The sequence below is a fragment of the Pantoea vagans genome (assembly GCF_004792415.1).
Classification (GTDB): Bacteria; Pseudomonadota; Gammaproteobacteria; order Enterobacterales; family Enterobacteriaceae; genus Pantoea; species Pantoea vagans.
On record NZ_CP038854.1, the window covers coordinates 134343 to 152059 of the forward strand.

A 17717-nucleotide genomic window follows, 5' to 3' on the forward strand; every position below is an offset into this window, starting at 1 on the left:
TTGAGAAAAATCATGCCTGACAACATTTCTATTGCCATTATCGGCGGGGGCCCTGCAGGACTCACTGCGGCAGTCATACTCGAGCAGAATGGCTTTGACGTCACAGTATTTGAGGAAGCGTCCGCTGACTCTGAGCGGAGTCAGGGTGGATCACTGGATTTGCATCCTGATAGTGGTCAGGAAGCACTGCGCAAAGCTGGCTTACTCCAGCAGTTCAGGAAAATTGCAAGGCATGAAGATCAGCAAAGCCGAATGATTAACCACCGTACCGGAGAAACGGAGGAGGATACACACACGCCGGAAGGTGAAATAGATAAACCTGAGATTGATCGCGGCGAGCTAAAAAATCTTCTTCAGGGGGCACTATCACCCAAAACCATTCAATGGGGTCATAAACTTCATTATGTGGATTATGGCCTGAAAAAAAATCATGGACTGATGTTCCGAAACGGCAGCCGCTATGAAGCTGACATTGTTATTGGAGCCGACGGGGCCTGGTCACGGGTCAGAGCTTATCTTACGCCCGAACGCCCACGCTATTCGGGCATAACCTTTTTTGAGGGGTGGATTAATCAACCCTCACGACGAATCGATAGTATTGCAGGAAAAGGAACCGCTTTCAGTTTTGGCGGCTCTGAGGCTCTGATTACACAACGTAATGGAGGCGGACGGATTTGCGGTTACGCGGCCATGAAGCGTGACATTGATGTTATCGATCACAATCTCGCGCGACAGGATATTTCCTCTTATGTACGCACAAGTTACCAGGGCTGGGATTCCTCCCTGCAGTCCGTCCTCAGCGCAACCGGTGAGTATGTCAGACGTCCGATTCATAGCCTGCCTGTGGATTTTGGCTGGGCACCGCGTCCGGGCATCACGCTTATCGGAGATGCGGCTCACCTGATGCCGCCTGTCGGCGTCGGCGTCAATCTGGCAATGCTTGATGCTTCTGATGTGGCCCTTGCTGTATGCGAAGCGTCGCACCCACTGAATGGTTTACGTCATGCGGAAAACCTCATCATGGAACGCGCACGCGACATTATGCCGGCGGCAATATCGGGATTTCAGGACTGGTTTAGCGAATAACAATAAACTGACAGGTCATACAGAGGTGAACTGGCATGCTATGAAAATTATCAAATCAACAACCGCTGAGGCTTAAGTCAGACATGAAACCAAACCTCAAAGCGTCGCCATCATTGACGGAAAATCACTCACCAGTTTATCCACGGCCAGTCTGACTTTCAGTGTGAGATGAGGCGTACGCGGCCATACCGCATAGACAGGCCAGCTTCCAGCCGACAGGTCTTTTAATATTTCTGTCAGGCTGCCAGTCGCAAGTTCTTCCCGTACAAGCCAGTAAGGTAGTGAGGCGATACCACCGCCAGCTACAGTAATGTCTCTGACCGCCTGCATATCATCCATTGTGAATCTGGCTGGCGGGATTAAATCTGTTATTTCATCCTTTTCATTTTTGATCCGCCACTTAAGAATGCGTCCGGAACGGATGTAAGCCACGGCGGCGTGCTGATTCAATTCATCCGGTGAAATCGGCTGGCCTGCATCCCGAAGATATTCAGGTGAGGCGCAGAAAACCATGCTATGAGAGCCAAGATACCGTGCGACAAGACTACTGCTGTCAGGCAGAACGCCGATTCTTACGGCCAGGTCAAATCCCTCATCCTGCAAATCCACTGGCCGATCGCTGAACGATATTTCCAGTTCAAGTCCGGGATGTTGTTTCGCCAGTGTCAAGAGGATGGGTGACACACACATTTGTCCAAGCAGAACCGGCACAGAAACTCTGAGTTTTCCGCTTACCTGAAGCTTACCGCCTTCCAGAATAGCTTCTGCCCTGTTGATCTCATCCAGCGCCCGACGGCAGGATTCATAATAGAGCGTGCCCTCAGCAGTCAGGCTCTGGCTGCGGGTTGTGCGGTTGAAAAGCGTAACGCCAAGCCTTTCTTCAAGTCGGGAAATGGTTTTAGCAACGGCTGAGCGTGTGACGTGCAGTTTTTGAGCTGCCTGCGAAAAACTCACCGACTCCGCGACAGCCACAAAAACAGGAATAGTATTCATCTCGCTTTTCATATTGTCGCCAATCAGGAATCAATAACCGGAAACACTATCTCCACTGTCAAATAAATAGCAATGCTAAAATCCTGACTATGAAATATTAACCGCAGGAACCACTATGAATCGCACAATGAAACGCTGGACATTAGACCAGCCTGGTCGTCAGAACCTGAAAATGATTTCAGCAGAGATCCCTCTGCCAGGGCAGAACGAAGTGCTCGTGCGGGTCAGCGCCGTTTCACTCAACTTCCGGGACAAGGTCATTATTGAAGGTGGAATGGGTAACGGGATGCCGATGCCTTTTACCCCAGGATCGGACATGGCCGGTGTGGTGGAGGCTGTAGGGCCGGGCACGACCCGCTTCAGTCCCGGAAAACGTGTTATCTCCACCTTTTTCCCGGACTGGATAGACGGAAAACTTCCCAACACTGCCAGAAATCCGCGCTACGACACCACAGGCTATGCGTTTCAGGGAGTACTTGCTGAATACGTGGTCATGAATGAAAGGTGGCTGGTTAAGTCACCGCAGTCGCTTTCTGATACGGAAGCCAGCACGCTGGTCTGTGCAGGCCTGACAGCCTGGTTTGCACTGGTTGAACGCGGAACGTTGCGGGCTGGCGAAACCGTACTGATTCAGGGAACCGGCGGCGTGGCGCTTTTTGCGTTACAGATTGCAAAAGCGGTTGGCGCTGAGGTGTTTATCACCTCATCCAGCGATGAGAAGCTGGAAGCTGCGAAGGCGCTCGGTGCCGATTACGGTATTAACCGTAAGAAGGAGGATTGGGTCGACGCGGTTCATCGTTTGACCGGCGAACGTGGCATCGACCACGTTATAGATACTGTAGGGGGAAGTAACGTTGCCGATTCTGTTCGTGCTGTGGCTTCTCATGGACGAGTTTCGCTGATCGGCATGATGGATAAAGACGATATCACTGTTTCCGGATCGATGCTGCTGCTTAAGTCACCCACGGTGCAGGGCATTGGTGTGGGTCACCGCCGTGCGCTTGAAGATCTCGTCAGGGCTGTTGACAGTATTAAACTGAAACCGGTTATCGATAAAAGGTACAGCTTCAGCGAACTTACGCAGGCACTGGATCAACTCGACAAGGGTGCGTTTGGAAAAATCGTTATCAATGTGGGCTGACCTTTATGAATCAGGTTACACACGGCGAGGGGGCGTAAACACTGGATTCGCCTGTTAACGATTAACTGGGGGGGGAAGAGAGAAATCGGCTCACGCTGAGCCGTTTCCCGGACTGAATCGTCAACTTTCAGCGTTGACTATTTATCGACTGCATCGGCCACCAGCTTTGCTGCACTGGCGAGTACGTCTTTACGTGTGGCCGCATCTTTATCGTGCTGTGTAAAGTAAGTGGTGAGGATGACAGGTGCGTGATTTTTTGGCCAGATAACGGCGATATCATTTGTAGAACCGTAGTCTCCACTGCCTGTTTTATCTGCCACAATCCAGTCGTCCGGAAGACCCGCTTTAATACTGTCAGAACCGGTAGTATTACCCTTCATCCAGTCTGAAAGTTTCGCTCGCTGCTCTTCCTTAAGCGCCGTACCCAGAAACACTTTTTTAAGGCTTTCAGCCATCGCTGAAGGTGTCGTTGTATCGCGCTCATCGCCGGGGATGGCGGTATTAAGCCCCGGCTCGTTTCTGTCCAGACGAAAATCCTTATCACCGATTGTCCGGGCGAAGTGCGTGGCCTGCTGCGGACCACCCAGATAGGAAAGGAGTTTATTCATCGCGGCGTTATCGCTGTATTGCAGCGCCGCTGCACTCAGCTCAGCGACTGACATATATGAGCCAATATGCTTCCGGGTAACAGGGTTATAATTTACCATGTCACTTTTACTAATATGAATTTTCTTATCAAGCAGATGAGGGTCACGTTCATTTTTCTTTAATATCGCTGCAACCGCCATCACTTTACTTGTGCTGCAGAGTGGAAATCTTTCATTGCCACGCCATGCATATTTCGAACCATCCGATGTGTCAATGACGGCCAGGCCGAGTCTTCCTCCTGATTTACTTTCAAGTATTTCAAGCTGGCTCGTCAGGGTTTGCTGGTTAAAAGCAGCACAGGCTGACACAGAACAACCTGCTGTTGCGATCAGTAACAGGCTGGTCAGACTTACTTTAAAATTTACCATCAGGAATCACCTTGTTCTGAGATTAATAACATCATGGTGCCAAACAAAACACGCTGAAAGGCTTCGCTTCGCTTAAGTTATGTGGGCCAAAATAAATCAATTTCACGATGAGAAAAAACGGTATAAATTGATGTCTGTCATAACTTTTTCTGGGGTCAGCATTGAAAAGTGATATCCCGCTCAATGCTCTGCGCGCATTTGAAGCTTCTGCCCGTCACCTCAACTTCACTCGAGCAGGCATGGAGCTCTTCGTTTCTCAGGCTGCTGTCAGCCAGCAGGTCAGGCTGCTCGAAGAAAGATTAGGTGTGACGTTATTTAAAAGACTTTCACGCGGCCTTGAGTTAACCGATGAAGCCCGGCTGCTTTTTTCTGAAATTTCAGAACAATTTCATCGTATTGAGAAAGCGTATCGCCAGTTTGAAGGTGGACATTTCAGGGAGGCACTGACGCTATCCTGTGTGGGTACTTTCGCGCTGGGCTGGCTACTGCCAAAAATTGAAGATTTCCAGCTACAACACCCCGCTATCGAACTGAGTATTCAGACCAACAATAACGTTGTAAGCATTGCCGGGGAGGGCGTCGATTTCGCTATAAGATATGGTTCTGGCAGTTGGGCATCATCACATAACCAGCTTCTGTTTGATGCACCGCTCACGCTATTGTGCCAACCTGAAACAGCGAAAAGGCTGTTAAAGCCCATGGATATCACTGGCGAGACATTATTACGATCTTATCGTCATGACGAGTGGGATAACTGGTTTGCAGCAGCAGGCATACCCTCATTCAGAGTTAACGGTCCAGTTTTCGATTCATCACGTCTTATTATTGATGCTGTCCTGATCACCGGTGGCATCGCACTGGCACCTGATATTATGTTTGAAACGGAAATAAAACGCGGACTGCTTGTCAGGCCTTTTGATATTTATTCAGGCAATGATGGTTACTGGTTAACATGGCAGAAAGCCCGAAAAATGACTCAGTCGATGCAAATATTCCGTGAATGGATTATTCAAAAAATAATGAAACCGTGATGTTGTTCAGACTGACTCAGTCATCACGCGGCTGGTGTCAGAGAAGAGTCATCACCGTTGTCCGACCGGCGCGTGGTGACACCACTGCGCCGGGTTAAAACATTTCAGGCAACGCAGGAACGCCATTTTGCTCAGCGTTTTCTGGCGGACATCCCTGTCGCAGATTGCAAAGCAGATGAAAGAATCGCGTGATTTAAGACAATTTAAGCGGTTACGACTTCACAGAACCGCCTCTGGCACCAGGCCTGAAAGCGTGCTTTTTCGCACGCCAGGCGATGACAAACGCAACAGCCATAAAGGCCAGAATCGCCCAGGGGAATGATTCAGCACCGGCATTATTGAGCAGCAGCCCGCCAGCGACGCCACCGCTGGCAATGGCCAGATTCCATGCGGTCGTTACCATCGCCTGAACGACATCGACATGATTGCCCGCCGAGTCGGCGGCAGCGGTCTGCATCTGGGTTGAAGCTCCGCCAAACGACCATCCCCAGACGATGACGGCCAGATAGACAACAACCTGTTCCCGCATGCCTGCAGCAAGCACCACAGAGACAACCGCCAGAGCCGCAAGGCTGAGCAGAACCAGATTGCGCAGATGGCCATCCACCAGCATTCCGGTAATCCAGATGCCGATAAGTGCCGCAATGCCAAAAACCAGCAGAATGAGCCCCACGTTTGCAGCCAGTCCCGACAGCTGCAGGAACGGGCCGATAAACGTGTAAAGAATGTTGTGTGCCGTCATCCACAGAAAGATAACCGCCAGAACGGGTGTGACGCCGGGCATCAGGAAAACTTTCCACACAGGGAGGCGACGACCAGACTGCTGCCCCGGCAGGTCAGGCACCGCGATCCATATCCAGATAAACAGAATCACGGCCAGGGCTGCCATGATCCCAAACGGCACTCTCCATCCCATCAGGCTGCCCAGCCATGCGCCTGCCGGTGTACCCAGTGAAAGAGCAACAGGAATACCCACCATAGCAACAGCCAGTGCGCGACCCTGTAACACAGCAGGAACGAGGCGGCGCGCATAGCCCGCCAGGATCCCCCATGCCAGTCCGGCTGCCACACCCGCCATAAAACGGGCCGCCATCGTCAGCCAGTAACTGGATGACAGGGTGGTAATGGTGTTGAAAATCAGAAAGGTGCCGACGGCAAGCAGCAGCACTTTTTTACGCCGCCACCCACTGGTCAGCACCGTTAACGGGATCGCTGCAAGCAGAGATCCCAGTGCATAAATACTGACCAACTGGCCCGCCATTACCTGGGTAACCCCCAGGCCTTCTCCGATTTGCGGAAGCAGACCTGCCGGTAGCGTCTCTGTCAGGATGGCAATAAAGCCTGTCATGGCAAAGGCCAGCAGGGAAGCCAGAGGCAGACCCCACTGGGTGATGGTTTCACTGAATTCTGAAGTGGTGTGCACGTGAGCCTCTTTTAAATCGTTGATAGCGTGAAAACCCGGATGGCAAAAGATTTTCTTATTAATGTATCGATTGGTATATATCTGAAGCTATAGGTCGGTCTGAACCTTGTCAAGTACATATGTATCGATTAGTATTTATATCTGACACGTACAAACAGGAGCGGACATGGCTCAGATGGGACGTCCACGGACATTTGATCGTGATGAGGCAATTCGTCAGGCGATGACCCTTTTCTGGCAGTATGGCTACGAGTCCACCTCGCTTGCCATGCTCAAGTCGAACCTCGGTAACGGCATTACTGCACCGAGTTTCTACGCTGCGTTTGGTTCAAAAGAGGCGCTGTTTGAAGAAGTGGTTGAATGCTATGCGTCGACTTACGGCCAGGTTAACGATTGCCTGTGGGATGACACGCCTGAACCTCGTGAAGCTGTCGAACTGGCATTGCGCCGTTCGGCAAAAATGCAGACAGAACCGGGGCATCCCAGCGGCTGCCTGATTGCGTTGTCCGTGAATACCTGTTCACCCGCGAATGATCACATTCGTAACATTCTGGCGGTGCAACGCGAACGGACAAGGGCGGGATTTTTGCGATGCGTCACAAGAGCGAAGGAGGCGGGACAGCTGGCTGCCGATACAAACGTGCTGGCGCTGGCCATTACTCTCCACAGTTTTGAGCTGGGCCTGTCAACGGAAGCCCGGGATGGGGCAAGCGGTGAAGAGCTGGATGCGGCGGTGTCAGCCGTGATGAAAGTCTGGGATGCAAATATCCCTGATGCTAAGGATTGATGAGCAAGATTGTTTTCAGCACGCAGCGCGAGTATCAAAGGTGCAGCGATGCAGATGCGTAAAGCCGATTGCCCCGACTATGGAAAAGCACCCTGATGACAATCAGATTTATCGCTGACGCCAAAACGTGGGCGAAAAACATTAAACGGGATGTACACGCGGTATGGCTTGCCGCCCGCGATCCCCGGACGCCGTTGCTGGCTAAAGTGCTGGCGTTGATTGTCGCTGCCTATGCCGTTTCCCCCATCGATTTGATCCCTGACTTCATTCCCATCATCGGCTATCTCGATGACCTGATCATCGTGCCATTGGGCATCATGCTGGTGGTGCGTCTTATTCCCGCCGAAGTCATGCGTGAGCATCGGGAAACCGCAGCGCAGGCCAGCAGACGTCCGGTCAGTCGCATAACGGCAGGCGTATTTATCTTGATATGGGTGATGTGCGCCGTGCTACTGGTCAGGGCATTTATCTGAAGCGGAGTGAAGCAGGTAACAGAGCATTAAAACAGGTTGAGAAGTCCGGCAATAAGGCGCGGTGTTAAAACACGTGAAAATTTCATCTGCGGCAGTGGTGGGCGGAAAACACTGATATCTCTGAAAAGCAAAACTCAGGTTTAATGCGCGGATGCGTGCTGTCAGGCCTGTCACTGCACACTGTAACAAGCCCGCACCGCACGGGCTTTAGCCTGCTTTACAATCCCACCAGCGTAATATGTTTCTTCATCGTCAGCGCCTTATATAACGCGTTCGCCAGGTTGCCTGACGCTATTTCAGGATGAGCGCCGTCTGAATCGGTCCAGAACGATTTAATACGCAACAGGGTATTAATGCTGGTGACGCGCTCCATCTCCAGCACAGCCAGCACAGGGTGGCGCATTTCGCCGAGTTGCTCTGTTGTATCTGCCTCGATCACCGCGGCGCGGGAGGCCTGACTGTCAAAGATAACGTGGCATCGTGCGCCGTTCAGATTGAGTATGTCGATAACTTCATAAAGGCACTCGACTGTCTCAGCACTGTAGGTTGCAGGCACATTAAACATAGCAAATCCCTCTGACGCAAAATGTAGTGAGCAGCCAGCATAGGCGAACTCTAATGAGAGGAGAAGTTACTGTTTTTGCATGAGAAATGTAGAGTTCTAAGGTTACGATAACGCGCGTTATTTTTACTCTTGTTTACGCTGGTACTGATGTTAAGCGAAGCGCAGAAAGGTCAGGGCGGCAGGGCGCGGATTTGACTTAAAGAAACATTCGCACAGGGCTGACTAATCGTTCCACTGCGAAGTGTATTTATAGCGGCACGCAGCGTGCTTTCGTCATTTTACAGGATGAACATTAGGTTAAGTTTAAGATTTATCGCTGTAATGAATCATAAATTTCTTATACCCGCAGCGCTGAATACTAAAAAAACCAAAATAAGAAATCCTGAATAGCCTCAGAGATTCACTGGATATAATTACGCATGAGAATGAGCAATGACTCCGCAGGATAACGGGAAACCGGATGCCAGACACTGCAGGTGATGTGCCAGCGCTATTCCGCCTGAAACCGCAGGCTTCGCTGTGACAGTATGCTGACTCTGCTTTGCATGCAGTTTGAGGCAGATTAGCCTGCATCAGCTTCAGTGTTTAAGCGGCATGGCCTGTCATAATGATCCAGTAAACTCCTAATAAACATCTAATAATTTACTGGTATAGTGACGCGAAAAAATAGTGACGGAAGTTTATCTATGCTGAAGAAATACCGGGGTTCGCAAATTCTTTTCCACTGGCTGACGGTCCTACTGATTATCGTCGCCTACGCTACCATCGAGCTGCGCTGGATGGCAGAGAAGGGAACCTGGCAGCGAAATACGGTGATGATCACCCATTTTTCCGCAGGTTTCTGCGTCATGATCCTGATGATTGCCCGCCTGTGGCTGCGTACCCGTTCTGTAACGCCGCCGATTACGCCGCCCGTGGCACGCTGGCAGACGGGTCTTTCACATCTGGTGCACACGCTGATTTATGCACTGTTTGTGGTCTTACCGGTTCTCGGGCTGAGCTCGCGTTACCTGCGTGGAAAAGAGTGGGCCCTGTTTGGGATCAATATGCCTGTGGCGACATCGCCCGACCCCGCCACTGCCAGTATGCTGATTGACTGGCACGAAACGCTGGCCCCGCTCGGATACTGGTTAATTGGTCTGCATGCGCTGGCGGCGCTGTTCCATCACTATTTTATGAAAGATGACACGCTGCGCAGGATGATGCCGTAACTGCGTCTGCTGAAATCCCGGAGTGGGACGATCGTAAACGGTCCGGCACTCAGGTGTCGGATGAACAGGAATATTGAGGACAATCATGCTCTGGCTGATATCGAAATATGCCATCACGGCTTTTATGGTCGTGCTGATTTCAGAAGCGGCTAAGCGTAGCGATCGACTGGGCGGCTTACTTGCCGCCTTACCGCTGGTCACAGTGCTGGTACTTATCTGGATGAAGGTGGAAGGGCAGACGCAGGAAAAAATCAGTGCTCATGCCTGGTATACCTTCTGGTATGTGGTGCCGACACTGCCCATGTTTATTCTGTTCCCCTTTCTCTATCAGCGCACCGGCTTCTGGCTGACGCTGCTCATCGCCTGCGCTATCACTATCCTGCTTTTCACACTCTGGGCGCTGCTTCTGAAACGCTTCGGTATCGTGCTGATGTAGCGCTAAAGCCGCTAAAGTAAGCAAAACGACCTCATGAGAGTCGGCAATAAAAAAACCGCCTCACCGGGCGGTTAAAATCATCTTACCCTTCACTACGCGGGCCGGACTCTGGCCTTCGTCGGATGGCCGTCACGCCCGTCGTCATGGGTATGGTCCGGGTCAGGCTCGATGATAACAATGTAATCTTTGCCAACTCCGTCGCGCGTTAACGTCACTAAATCGCCGGCAACGGGTTTGGAATCAAAATCATGTTCCTCTTCAACGCCCGTATCTTCGAATATCACACCGAATTTCATATTTCCGTCCTCTTTGTGATGAGCCGCGCCGTTAACCCGGTTTTATGCTGACGCTTACCTGATGAATTCTAGCCTGGACTGAAAATGCCACCTGGCTCAGTGGATTAGCGGGTTCCGATTTGGGATGTAATAACTGGCGGGTGTCAGGAGACGCGCGCCCGTCTGACGGTCGCGTTAATCAATCATTAATGCCGATGGCTTCGCGCTTTTTCGCTGTGGCTAATTTGCCAGACTCTCTCTATGATGGATTTTTTCCCGGGTGATTATCGGGAGCGATCAATGACTTAGGGAAGTACCCTCGCGATGACCTTGTTAAATGACCTCGATTTACGTCAGCTGGAAGCTTTCTCGGCCGTAATTTCTGCGGGCAGCGTCACTGCGGCGGCCAAAGAGCTGAACCGCTCGCAGCCTGCCGTTTCCCGCCTGATTCAGGAATTAGAGCAGTCGCTGGGTTACCCGCTGTTTATTCGCAATGGCCCGCGTATTCATCCGTCAGAAGAGGCGTTGCAGCTGCATCAGTATGTGCAAAAAGCGCTGCTGTCATTGCAACAGATTCGCTTACGCGCGCAGGAGATCGCGCATCAGCAGCATCGCCCACTCAGCATTGCTGCGACACCCGCGCTGGCTGCCGGTCTGTTGCCGCAGGCGCTGGCCGCGCTGAATCTGCAAAATAAAGTGCAAATCATCAGTGAATCCGCCGTACAGACAGCGCATGCGGTCATCACTGCAGAGGCTGACATCGGGTTATGCAGCTTGCCGCTGGAGCATCACGCGGTCGAGTTACACTGGATTGGGCAGTCGCAGTGCGTGGTTGCGCTGCCGGAGGACGATGAACTGGCGGCGAACAGTGAGCTATCGCTGAGCCAGCTGGCAGGCCGCCGTTTAATTGCACCCTGGAGTCCGCAGCGCTTACGTGGACGCTATGAAAAAGCGCTGAAAAAGGTCAAAGCGCCGCTGCTGGAAACCATCGAGACCAACTCATCGGCGAATATTCTGGGCTGCGTGCGGGCCGGATTAGGCGTGGCGATCCTCGAACCGGTCACGGGCTGGGGGATGCCGCTGGCCGGTGTGGCGATCCGCCCGATTCAGGAAGACATACCTTACTTCTTTGGCGTTATCACCCCTCAGGGCCGACAGATCTCCAGCGCGGCGCAGGCGCTGGTGGACGCGCTCGCGGAGGCCGCCGCGCAACTGTTGCCCGGGTTTGAACGTCTGGCAGCCAGTGAACATCCGCGAATTATGCGCATCATCAACCAGGAGTGATATCGGCTTGCAGGTCACCGTCACTCTGCAGGGATATCCTCCCCGTCTTACACGATTATGTGAGCCAGGCATTTAGGCCCGACCGAACACGCCACGGTAAAAACCTTCATTTTCAACGCTTATAACGTATCTGGCATAAGATATAAGAAATCCATTGGTTAAACCCTGAGCACAATTCTTGACTCCGATCCGGGGCAGGAGGATTATGCGAAAACTTAGCTCTTACTATGCGTTTTGATGATTGTTAGCCGCCTATTATGTTTATAAGGGATAATTAAAAGGGCACGGTCACCGGCGCGTTTTAACCGTTTTCGCTCGCTCTCAGGCGATCGCTGACACCAGGGAAATTGCTCTATGACGTATGCCGCCAAAGGTCTTGCCGCGCTCGAAGCTCAGCTTCAGCAGGATCTGGAATTTCTGGAACTGCCTGCTAAATCGTGGGTACCGGAACACACCTTCCAGACTGCGCCTGTGCGTGACGTAGTGGTGATTGGTGCGGGCATGTGCGGTCTGGCAGCGCTGGCGAAATTACAGCTTACCGGCATCAGCAATGTCGTGGCCTATGACGCTGCACCCGCAGGGCTGGAAGGACCGTGGATTACCTTTGCGCGCATGGAAACGCTGCGCTCGCCGAAATCGCTGCACGGCCCGGCACTGGGTCTGGCACAACTGACCTTCCGTGCGTGGTTCACCGCGCAGTGGGGCAATGAAGCATGGCAGGCGCTGGACAAGATCCCGAAAGCGCAGTGGATGGATTACCTGATCTGGTATCGCCGGGTGCTGAATCTGCCGGTGCAGAACAACGTGCGCGTCAGCAATATCGCGCAGGCCGGAGATTTCATTGCGCTGGATCTGGACGGTGCCGAAACCGGACGTGTTTACACACGTCGTCTGGTGCTGGCCACCGGACGTTCAGGACTCGGCGGTTTTGCCGTACCGGATTTTCTCCAAGGCATTGACCGCCAGTTCTGGGCACACTCCGCCGATGAGATCGATTTTGCGGCATTGCAGGGTAAACGCGTTGCGGTGATTGGTGCGGGGGCCTCGTCGATGGATAACGCGGCGACCGCACTGGAGCAGGGCGCGAGCGCGGTAGATCTGTTGATTCGTCGTAAAGAGATGCCGCGAATTAACAAGATGACCGGCATCGGCAGCCAGGGCGTGGTGCACGGCATGCATCAGTTACCGGATGCGTGGAAATGGAAATTTGTCGATTACACCGCCGCGACACAAACCCCGCCGCCGCGTTCCTCAACCCTGCGCGTGTCCCGTCATGATAATGCACGTTTCTTCCTCGACTGCGGCATCAATACCGTTAAGCAGGAAGCTGAAGGCCTGCTGATCGAAACCACCCAGGGCGCACTGCGCTATGACTTCCTGATCGCCGCCACCGGCTTTACCAATGATTTTCACGGCCGCCCGGAGTTTGCTGCCATCGCGCCGCATATCCGTAGCTGGGCCGACGGTCGCTATCAGCCAGAGATGGGGCCTGCGCGTCACAGCCTGCTGGAAGCGCCGGATCTCGGCCCTTCGTTTGAATTCCGCGAATTAACACCGGGTGCCTGCCCGATGCTGGCACATATCCACTGCTTTAACGATGCCGCGATGCTGACGCACGGCAAAGTCTCCGGCGACATTCCGGCAGTGAGTGCAGGTGCCGATCGTCTGGTGCGCGGCATTGCTGCCTCGCTGTTTGCCGAAGATGTCGATCAGCACTTCGCCAGCTTACAAGCTTTTGACACCCCTGAATTGCAGGGCGATGAATGGGTGGATTCAACCCCGCTACTAAAACAGGAGAACACGCTGTGAGCGACGCTATTGATCAGGCCGCCGGATTAACACCAGAAGAGGCGTTGTATCAGACACGTCGCCTGCGTCCCGAATTTGTGGAAGGCGCAGAAGCGTGCCGTCTGTCCGTGCTGACACCGGAAGATGAACAGGGTTTACCTGCGGATCTGCGCCTGGCGCTGGCCCGGCGCATGGCGGTACTGAACAGCGACGTGCCGCTGCAGCGCGATTATCAGGCACAACTGGCGGCGTTAAATCCGTCAGAAGCGCTGCTCGCACTCGCTGCCGGTGACGTTGTGTATGAAGAGCCGCTGGCCACGCTTGCACGCCACACCGACCTGGTGACACAGCAACCGATTCAGGCGACCGAACAGCATATTCGCCTGCTGGAACAGGCCGGATTAAGCAATCCGCAGATTGTTGCGCTCTCGGAGCTGATCGCCTTTGTTAACTTCCAGACGCGCGTTGCGGCTGGCTTACGTCTGATGAGGTCCGCATGATTCCGTCGGTTAATCTCAAGCCACTGCACTGGCACCCCTACATCACGCCAGTGGATGTTGAACAGGCGACACCGGCGCAGCTTGATGCGATGAAAGTGACGCCATCCAACAAGAAAATCTCAGAGTACGTCCGCACGCTGGTCCACGATCCGGAGAGCTATACCGCACGCACCGGATTATTCAACGCCATCATGTACGTCGAAGGTGGCCTGGACCGTGCGGATCGTGAGCTGGGCGCGCTTGGTGCTTCAATCGTTAATGGTTGCCGTTACTGTGCGGTGGTGCATGCACGCCGTCATGTTCAGCTGGCCGACAGCGACGCCGTGGTCAGTGCCATCTATTTTGATCGGGCGGATGTATTAGGGGAACGCGACGCGGCCATCTATAACTTTGCGCGCCGTTTGTCCGTCACGCCGTCGGAAGCCACGCCGGACGATGTCGCCGCGCTGCGCGCCGTTGGGATGAACGATCAGGAAATTATCGACCTGATTCACGCTATCGCCATTTTTGGCTGGGCCAACCGTCTGATGCATGTGCTCGGCCATGCTGACCTGAACAAATAAGGGCTGCACCGGATGTTAGAACTCAACAATATTACGCTCGCTTACGGCAGCAACCCGATTCTGAAAGGTGTCGATCTGTCAGTAAAGCGTGGCGATGTGGTATCGATTATCGGGCCAAGTGGCACCGGCAAAACCACGTTACTGCGCTGCATTAACTATCTGGCGAAGCCATCCGCGGGGACGATTCAGCTGGATCAGATTCGCATGGACTATCAGTCCCCCGACAAAGCGGCGATTCAGGCAATCCGTCTGCGCACCGCCATGGTATTTCAGCAGTTCAACGTGTTTAAGAACATGACAGTGCTGGAAAACGTGATGGATCCGCTGATCGTTATCCAGCGTAAAACTAAGCAGCAGGCGCGCGACATCGCCGTGCAGGAACTGGAGCGCGTAGGCCTTGGGGCAAAACGCGATCACTATCCGTCGCAGCTCTCAGGCGGCCAGTTACAGCGTACCGGTATCGCCCGTGCTCTGGCGGTGCGGCCGGATGTGATGCTGTTTGATGAACCGACCTCATCGCTCGATCCCGAGCTGGTGGGTGAAGTGCTTAAAGTGATTAAAGATGTGGCGTCATCCGGCATTACCTCGCTGCTGGTGACGCACGAAATGCAGTTCGCGAAAAGCATTTCGAATCGCATCGTGTTTATGGATCAGGGTGTGGTCGCGGCGCAGGGAACGCCTGCAGAGATGTTTGATAATCCGGCGCTGCCACGCCTTGCCCAGTTCCTCAACTCAGAAAAAGTATTCTAATAAATAAAGGAATCAGAGACATGCCTGCAATCAAAACTACATTACGTCGCCTGGCTGCGCCTGGCATCATCGCGCTGGCCCTGATCAGCGGCAACAGCTTTGCTGACGCCGTACGCACCATCAAAATCGCCACCGCAGCAGAATCAAAACCGCTGTCATGGGGCGCGATCGGCCATGAGCCGGAGGGCTACGAGCCGGATGTGCTGAAAGCCATCAATGCGAAACTGCCACAGTATAAATTTGTGATGGAAGGCGCGGCGGACATCGCTCAGGAAACCGGCCTGGTGACCGGCAAGTACGACATGGCGACGGGCGGCTATTACAAAGCGCCAGCACGCAGCAAACAGTTCCTGATCCCGGATGCACCGATGGGTGCCAGCCTGATGAAGATTTACAGCCGCAGCGACAGCAATATCAATGGCATGAAAGACCTGGTCGGTAAAAACATCGTGCCGGTAACCGCAGGCGGTGGCGTATATAAGTTTGTCACCCAGTGGCAGCAGGAGAACCCGACTGACAAAATCACCATTAAAGCCTCCAGCGCCGGCGTACCTTACCCGGATCGTCTGAAAGAAGTGCAGAACGGTAAATATGATGCGCTGATCCTGCCTTCAAATCTGGGCGAGCAGACGGTCATCGACAACCAGAAGCTGGCGATCAAAGCCAGTGAGCCAGTGGCGATTAACAACACCTATGTGCTGATCCACCGCTCTGCTGAAAACCAGGCACTGAATGATGACATCGCCAAAACCCTCAAAGAGCTTAAGGCGGACGGCACGCTGGATAAGCTGGCGCAGAAGTGGTTTGGCGAAGACGTTACGAAGTACATGAAGTAACAGATTCACTGCGCCCGGCGCTGAACCGGGCGCATGCTGTCCTTTTTAGCAGGAGTGTTTCACCGTGAATCTATCCTCCATGATTCCAGAACTGCTGTCGGCGCTGCCTCTGACGCTCGGCATCATGTTTGTGGCGATGATTGTCGGGTTCTTTCTGGCGCTCATCGCGACGTTTTTCCGCGTGCGCCGTATTCCCGTGATCAGCCAGCTGGCCGATCTCTACGTTTCCTATGCGCGCAGCGTGCCCGTGGTGCTGCAGCTGTTTGTCGCCTTCTACGGTATGCCACTGATTACCGATAACTTTGGCTTCAGCGACTTCTTCACGGCCAACGTGGCGGCGATGATTGGTCTGAGCCTGTATCACGGCGGTTATCTGTCTGAAGTGATGCGCCCGGCGTACCTGGCGGTTGAGCGGGGTCAGCACGACGCCACCGACAGCCTGGGCTACAGCTTCCGCCAGAAAATGCTGCGTGTCATCGGCCCACAGGCGGTGCACTTTGCGCTACCGGGTTACGGCAATGCCATTATCTATCTGATTCATAACGTGGCGCTGGTGATGTATATCGGGGCGGCCGATGTGATGGCGACCGCGCACCTGATCATGGAGCGCGATTACAACCAGTATCAGTTCGGCACCTATCTGGTGCTGGCCGTGCTCTATTCACTGCTGTGCGGTGTGGCGTGGCTGGTTATCCGCTTCTTTGAACAACGTCATGCGAAGTACAGCTCTAAGTCTGCGCCACGCGTGAAGTTCACCACCAGCGTCTGAGTGAGGAAGAAAAACCATGTTTGATGCTGAGGTTTTGTTACCCGACTTCTGGAGCATTCTGGATGCCGTGCCGGTGACGCTGTTGATGGCGGTAACGGTGTTTATCTGTTCGACACTGTTGGGCGGGCTGTTTGCGTTTATTGAGCATCGCCGCATTCCGGTGCTGCGCCAGCTGGTGATCACCTACAAAATCGCCTTTAAAGGCGTGCCGATGGTGGTGGTGATTTTCCTCGCCTATTACGGCCTGCCACCGGCGCTGCACTTTGTTGCCACGCTGATTGGCGTTGAGGTTAATGCCCATTCACTGCCGAACTGGGTGATCATCATTGTCGCGCTGAGCGCCTGTGTCGCAGCATTCCAGGCTGAAGTGTGGAAAGGGGCGCTGAACTCGTTCGACAGCGGACAATCGGATGCCGCCCTGTCACTCGGCTACAGCGGAGGTCAGCTGTTTCGTCGGGTCATGTTCCCGCAGATTATCGTGGCGGCGATCCCCGATCTGGCGAATGCCTTTATGGTGATCATGAAAGCCCTGTCGCTGGCGTTTGCCATCGAAGTGGTGGATATCTTTGCCCAGGCACAATTAACGGCGGTACTGAACTTCTACTACCTCGAAGCCTTCCTGATTGCGGTGGTGTTCTACATGGTGATTGCTTACGTGGTCACTAAGATTGCCGACAGGATTGAGGCTGCGCTGCGCGTGCGCACCTGAATGATCAGCGTGTTGTCATGAATGGGCCGTTCCATATGACTTTTGCCGAACTATTCAGGATAAGCAGAACGATCCCGTAGC

General features: G+C 53.4%; 20 protein-coding genes. 15 read left to right on the forward strand and 5 right to left on the reverse strand.

The features are described 5' to 3' along the window. The first annotated feature begins 12 nt into the window (after window positions 1-12). Window positions 13-1086, forward strand: a complete 1074-nt coding sequence (locus EGO56_RS19505; protein ID WP_135910717.1) for an FAD-dependent oxidoreductase — start codon at window positions 13-15, stop codon at window positions 1084-1086. Between the two features lie 96 nt (window positions 1087-1182). Here the strand turns inward: EGO56_RS19505 and EGO56_RS19510 are convergent, their stop codons facing one another. Continuing rightward, window positions 1183-2091: a LysR family transcriptional regulator gene (locus tag EGO56_RS19510; protein WP_135910718.1), complete on the reverse strand. Its 909-nt coding sequence runs from the start codon at window positions 2089-2091 to the stop codon at window positions 1183-1185. Window positions 2092-2194: 103 nt separating this feature from the next. On the opposite strand from EGO56_RS19510, the gene EGO56_RS19515 reads away from it, so the two are divergent. After that, on the forward strand, window positions 2195-3220 hold the full coding sequence (locus EGO56_RS19515) for a zinc-dependent alcohol dehydrogenase family protein (protein ID WP_135910719.1): 1026 nt from the start codon (window positions 2195-2197) through the stop codon (window positions 3218-3220). A gap of 137 nt (window positions 3221-3357) precedes the next feature. Here the strand turns inward: EGO56_RS19515 and bla are convergent, their stop codons facing one another. Beyond that, entirely contained in the window at window positions 3358-4236 is an 879-nt protein-coding gene (gene bla / locus EGO56_RS19520) for a class A beta-lactamase (protein ID WP_135910720.1), read from the reverse strand. Between the two features lie 161 nt (window positions 4237-4397). On the opposite strand from bla, the gene EGO56_RS19525 reads away from it, so the two are divergent. Next, window positions 4398-5267 carry a LysR family transcriptional regulator gene (locus tag EGO56_RS19525; RefSeq protein ID WP_135910721.1) on the forward strand — a complete coding sequence of 290 codons (870 nt, stop codon included), beginning with the start codon at window positions 4398-4400 and terminating at the stop codon, window positions 5265-5267. A gap of 211 nt (window positions 5268-5478) precedes the next feature. Here EGO56_RS19525 and EGO56_RS19530 read toward each other — a convergent pair whose 3' ends face one another. Continuing rightward, the gene (locus tag EGO56_RS19530) at window positions 5479-6690 is read right to left on the reverse strand and encodes an MFS transporter (protein ID WP_135910722.1); all 1212 of its coding nucleotides are present in this window, start codon (window positions 6688-6690) and stop codon (window positions 5479-5481) included. A gap of 166 nt (window positions 6691-6856) precedes the next feature. On the opposite strand from EGO56_RS19530, the gene EGO56_RS19535 reads away from it, so the two are divergent. Next, a complete protein-coding gene (locus EGO56_RS19535) occupies window positions 6857-7477 on the forward strand; it encodes a TetR/AcrR family transcriptional regulator (protein ID WP_135910723.1) in 621 nt (206 codons plus the stop codon). Window positions 7478-7572: 95 nt separating this feature from the next. Continuing rightward, the gene (locus EGO56_RS19540) at window positions 7573-7950 is read left to right on the forward strand and encodes a YkvA family protein (protein ID WP_135910724.1); all 378 of its coding nucleotides are present in this window, start codon (window positions 7573-7575) and stop codon (window positions 7948-7950) included. A 217-nt stretch (window positions 7951-8167) separates the two neighbouring features. Here EGO56_RS19540 and EGO56_RS19545 read toward each other — a convergent pair whose 3' ends face one another. Further along, window positions 8168-8515: a hypothetical protein gene (locus EGO56_RS19545; protein ID WP_135910725.1), complete on the reverse strand. Its 348-nt coding sequence runs from the start codon at window positions 8513-8515 to the stop codon at window positions 8168-8170. 686 nt (window positions 8516-9201) lie between these two features. On the opposite strand from EGO56_RS19545, the gene cybB reads away from it, so the two are divergent. After that, window positions 9202-9726, forward strand: a complete 525-nt coding sequence (gene cybB, locus EGO56_RS19550; protein ID WP_135910726.1) for a cytochrome b561 — start codon at window positions 9202-9204, stop codon at window positions 9724-9726. Between the two features lie 85 nt (window positions 9727-9811). After that, window positions 9812-10162 carry a DUF3147 family protein gene (locus EGO56_RS19555; RefSeq protein WP_135910727.1) on the forward strand — a complete coding sequence of 117 codons (351 nt, stop codon included), beginning with the start codon at window positions 9812-9814 and terminating at the stop codon, window positions 10160-10162. A gap of 92 nt (window positions 10163-10254) precedes the next feature. Here the strand turns inward: EGO56_RS19555 and EGO56_RS19560 are convergent, their stop codons facing one another. Beyond that, window positions 10255-10458, reverse strand: coding sequence for a hypothetical protein (locus EGO56_RS19560; RefSeq protein ID WP_013196355.1), 204 nt, complete (start codon window positions 10456-10458; stop codon window positions 10255-10257). Window positions 10459-10761: 303 nt separating this feature from the next. Between EGO56_RS19560 and EGO56_RS19565 the strand changes: the two genes are divergently transcribed. From EGO56_RS19565 to EGO56_RS19600, 8 genes are all read left to right on the forward strand, one after another. Beyond that, window positions 10762-11721, forward strand: coding sequence for a LysR family transcriptional regulator (locus EGO56_RS19565; RefSeq protein WP_135910728.1), 960 nt, complete (start codon window positions 10762-10764; stop codon window positions 11719-11721). A gap of 354 nt (window positions 11722-12075) precedes the next feature. Next, entirely contained in the window at window positions 12076-13530 is a 1455-nt protein-coding gene (locus EGO56_RS19570) for an NAD(P)-binding domain-containing protein (protein ID WP_135910729.1), read from the forward strand. Next, window positions 13527-14009: a CMD domain-containing protein gene (locus EGO56_RS19575; protein WP_135910730.1), complete on the forward strand. Its 483-nt coding sequence runs from the start codon at window positions 13527-13529 to the stop codon at window positions 14007-14009. The genes EGO56_RS19570 and EGO56_RS19575 overlap by 4 nt, the downstream gene beginning before the upstream one ends. Beyond that, window positions 14006-14572 carry a peroxidase-related enzyme gene (locus EGO56_RS19580; protein WP_135910731.1) on the forward strand — a complete coding sequence of 189 codons (567 nt, stop codon included), beginning with the start codon at window positions 14006-14008 and terminating at the stop codon, window positions 14570-14572. Before EGO56_RS19575 ends, EGO56_RS19580 begins: the two co-directional genes overlap by 4 nt. Window positions 14573-14584: 12 nt before the next feature. Further along, window positions 14585-15322 carry an amino acid ABC transporter ATP-binding protein gene (locus EGO56_RS19585; RefSeq protein ID WP_013196350.1) on the forward strand — a complete coding sequence of 246 codons (738 nt, stop codon included), beginning with the start codon at window positions 14585-14587 and terminating at the stop codon, window positions 15320-15322. A 20-nt stretch (window positions 15323-15342) separates the two neighbouring features. After that, a complete protein-coding gene (locus EGO56_RS19590) occupies window positions 15343-16158 on the forward strand; it encodes a transporter substrate-binding domain-containing protein (RefSeq protein ID WP_033784750.1) in 816 nt (271 codons plus the stop codon). Between the two features lie 64 nt (window positions 16159-16222). Then, window positions 16223-16927 carry an amino acid ABC transporter permease gene (locus EGO56_RS19595; RefSeq protein WP_041456521.1) on the forward strand — a complete coding sequence of 235 codons (705 nt, stop codon included), beginning with the start codon at window positions 16223-16225 and terminating at the stop codon, window positions 16925-16927. 16 nt (window positions 16928-16943) lie between these two features. Continuing rightward, the gene (locus EGO56_RS19600) at window positions 16944-17636 is read left to right on the forward strand and encodes an amino acid ABC transporter permease (RefSeq protein WP_135910732.1); all 693 of its coding nucleotides are present in this window, start codon (window positions 16944-16946) and stop codon (window positions 17634-17636) included. Window positions 17637-17717: the final 81 nt, after the last annotated feature.

Coding starts and splice junctions, on each gene's coding strand:
- EGO56_RS19505 (WP_135910717.1), top strand. CDS start 13: ATGCCTGACAACATTTCTATTGCCATTATCGGCGGGGGCCCTGCAGGA.
- EGO56_RS19510 (WP_135910718.1), bottom strand. CDS start 2,091: ATGAAAAGCGAGATGAATACTATTCCTGTTTTTGTGGCTGTCGCGGAG.
- EGO56_RS19515 (WP_135910719.1), top strand. CDS start 2,195: ATGAATCGCACAATGAAACGCTGGACATTAGACCAGCCTGGTCGTCAG.
- bla (WP_135910720.1), bottom strand. CDS start 4,236: ATGGTAAATTTTAAAGTAAGTCTGACCAGCCTGTTACTGATCGCAACA.
- EGO56_RS19535 (WP_135910723.1), top strand. CDS start 6,857: ATGGCTCAGATGGGACGTCCACGGACATTTGATCGTGATGAGGCAATT.
- EGO56_RS19540 (WP_135910724.1), top strand. CDS start 7,573: ATGACAATCAGATTTATCGCTGACGCCAAAACGTGGGCGAAAAACATT.
- EGO56_RS19545 (WP_135910725.1), bottom strand. CDS start 8,515: ATGTTTAATGTGCCTGCAACCTACAGTGCTGAGACAGTCGAGTGCCTT.
- cybB (WP_135910726.1), top strand. CDS start 9,202: ATGCTGAAGAAATACCGGGGTTCGCAAATTCTTTTCCACTGGCTGACG.
- EGO56_RS19555 (WP_135910727.1), top strand. CDS start 9,812: ATGCTCTGGCTGATATCGAAATATGCCATCACGGCTTTTATGGTCGTG.
- EGO56_RS19560 (WP_013196355.1), bottom strand. CDS start 10,458: ATGAAATTCGGTGTGATATTCGAAGATACGGGCGTTGAAGAGGAACAT.
- EGO56_RS19565 (WP_135910728.1), top strand. CDS start 10,762: ATGACCTTGTTAAATGACCTCGATTTACGTCAGCTGGAAGCTTTCTCG.
- EGO56_RS19570 (WP_135910729.1), top strand. CDS start 12,076: ATGACGTATGCCGCCAAAGGTCTTGCCGCGCTCGAAGCTCAGCTTCAG.
- EGO56_RS19580 (WP_135910731.1), top strand. CDS start 14,006: ATGATTCCGTCGGTTAATCTCAAGCCACTGCACTGGCACCCCTACATC.
- EGO56_RS19585 (WP_013196350.1), top strand. CDS start 14,585: ATGTTAGAACTCAACAATATTACGCTCGCTTACGGCAGCAACCCGATT.
- EGO56_RS19590 (WP_033784750.1), top strand. CDS start 15,343: ATGCCTGCAATCAAAACTACATTACGTCGCCTGGCTGCGCCTGGCATC.
- EGO56_RS19600 (WP_135910732.1), top strand. CDS start 16,944: ATGTTTGATGCTGAGGTTTTGTTACCCGACTTCTGGAGCATTCTGGAT.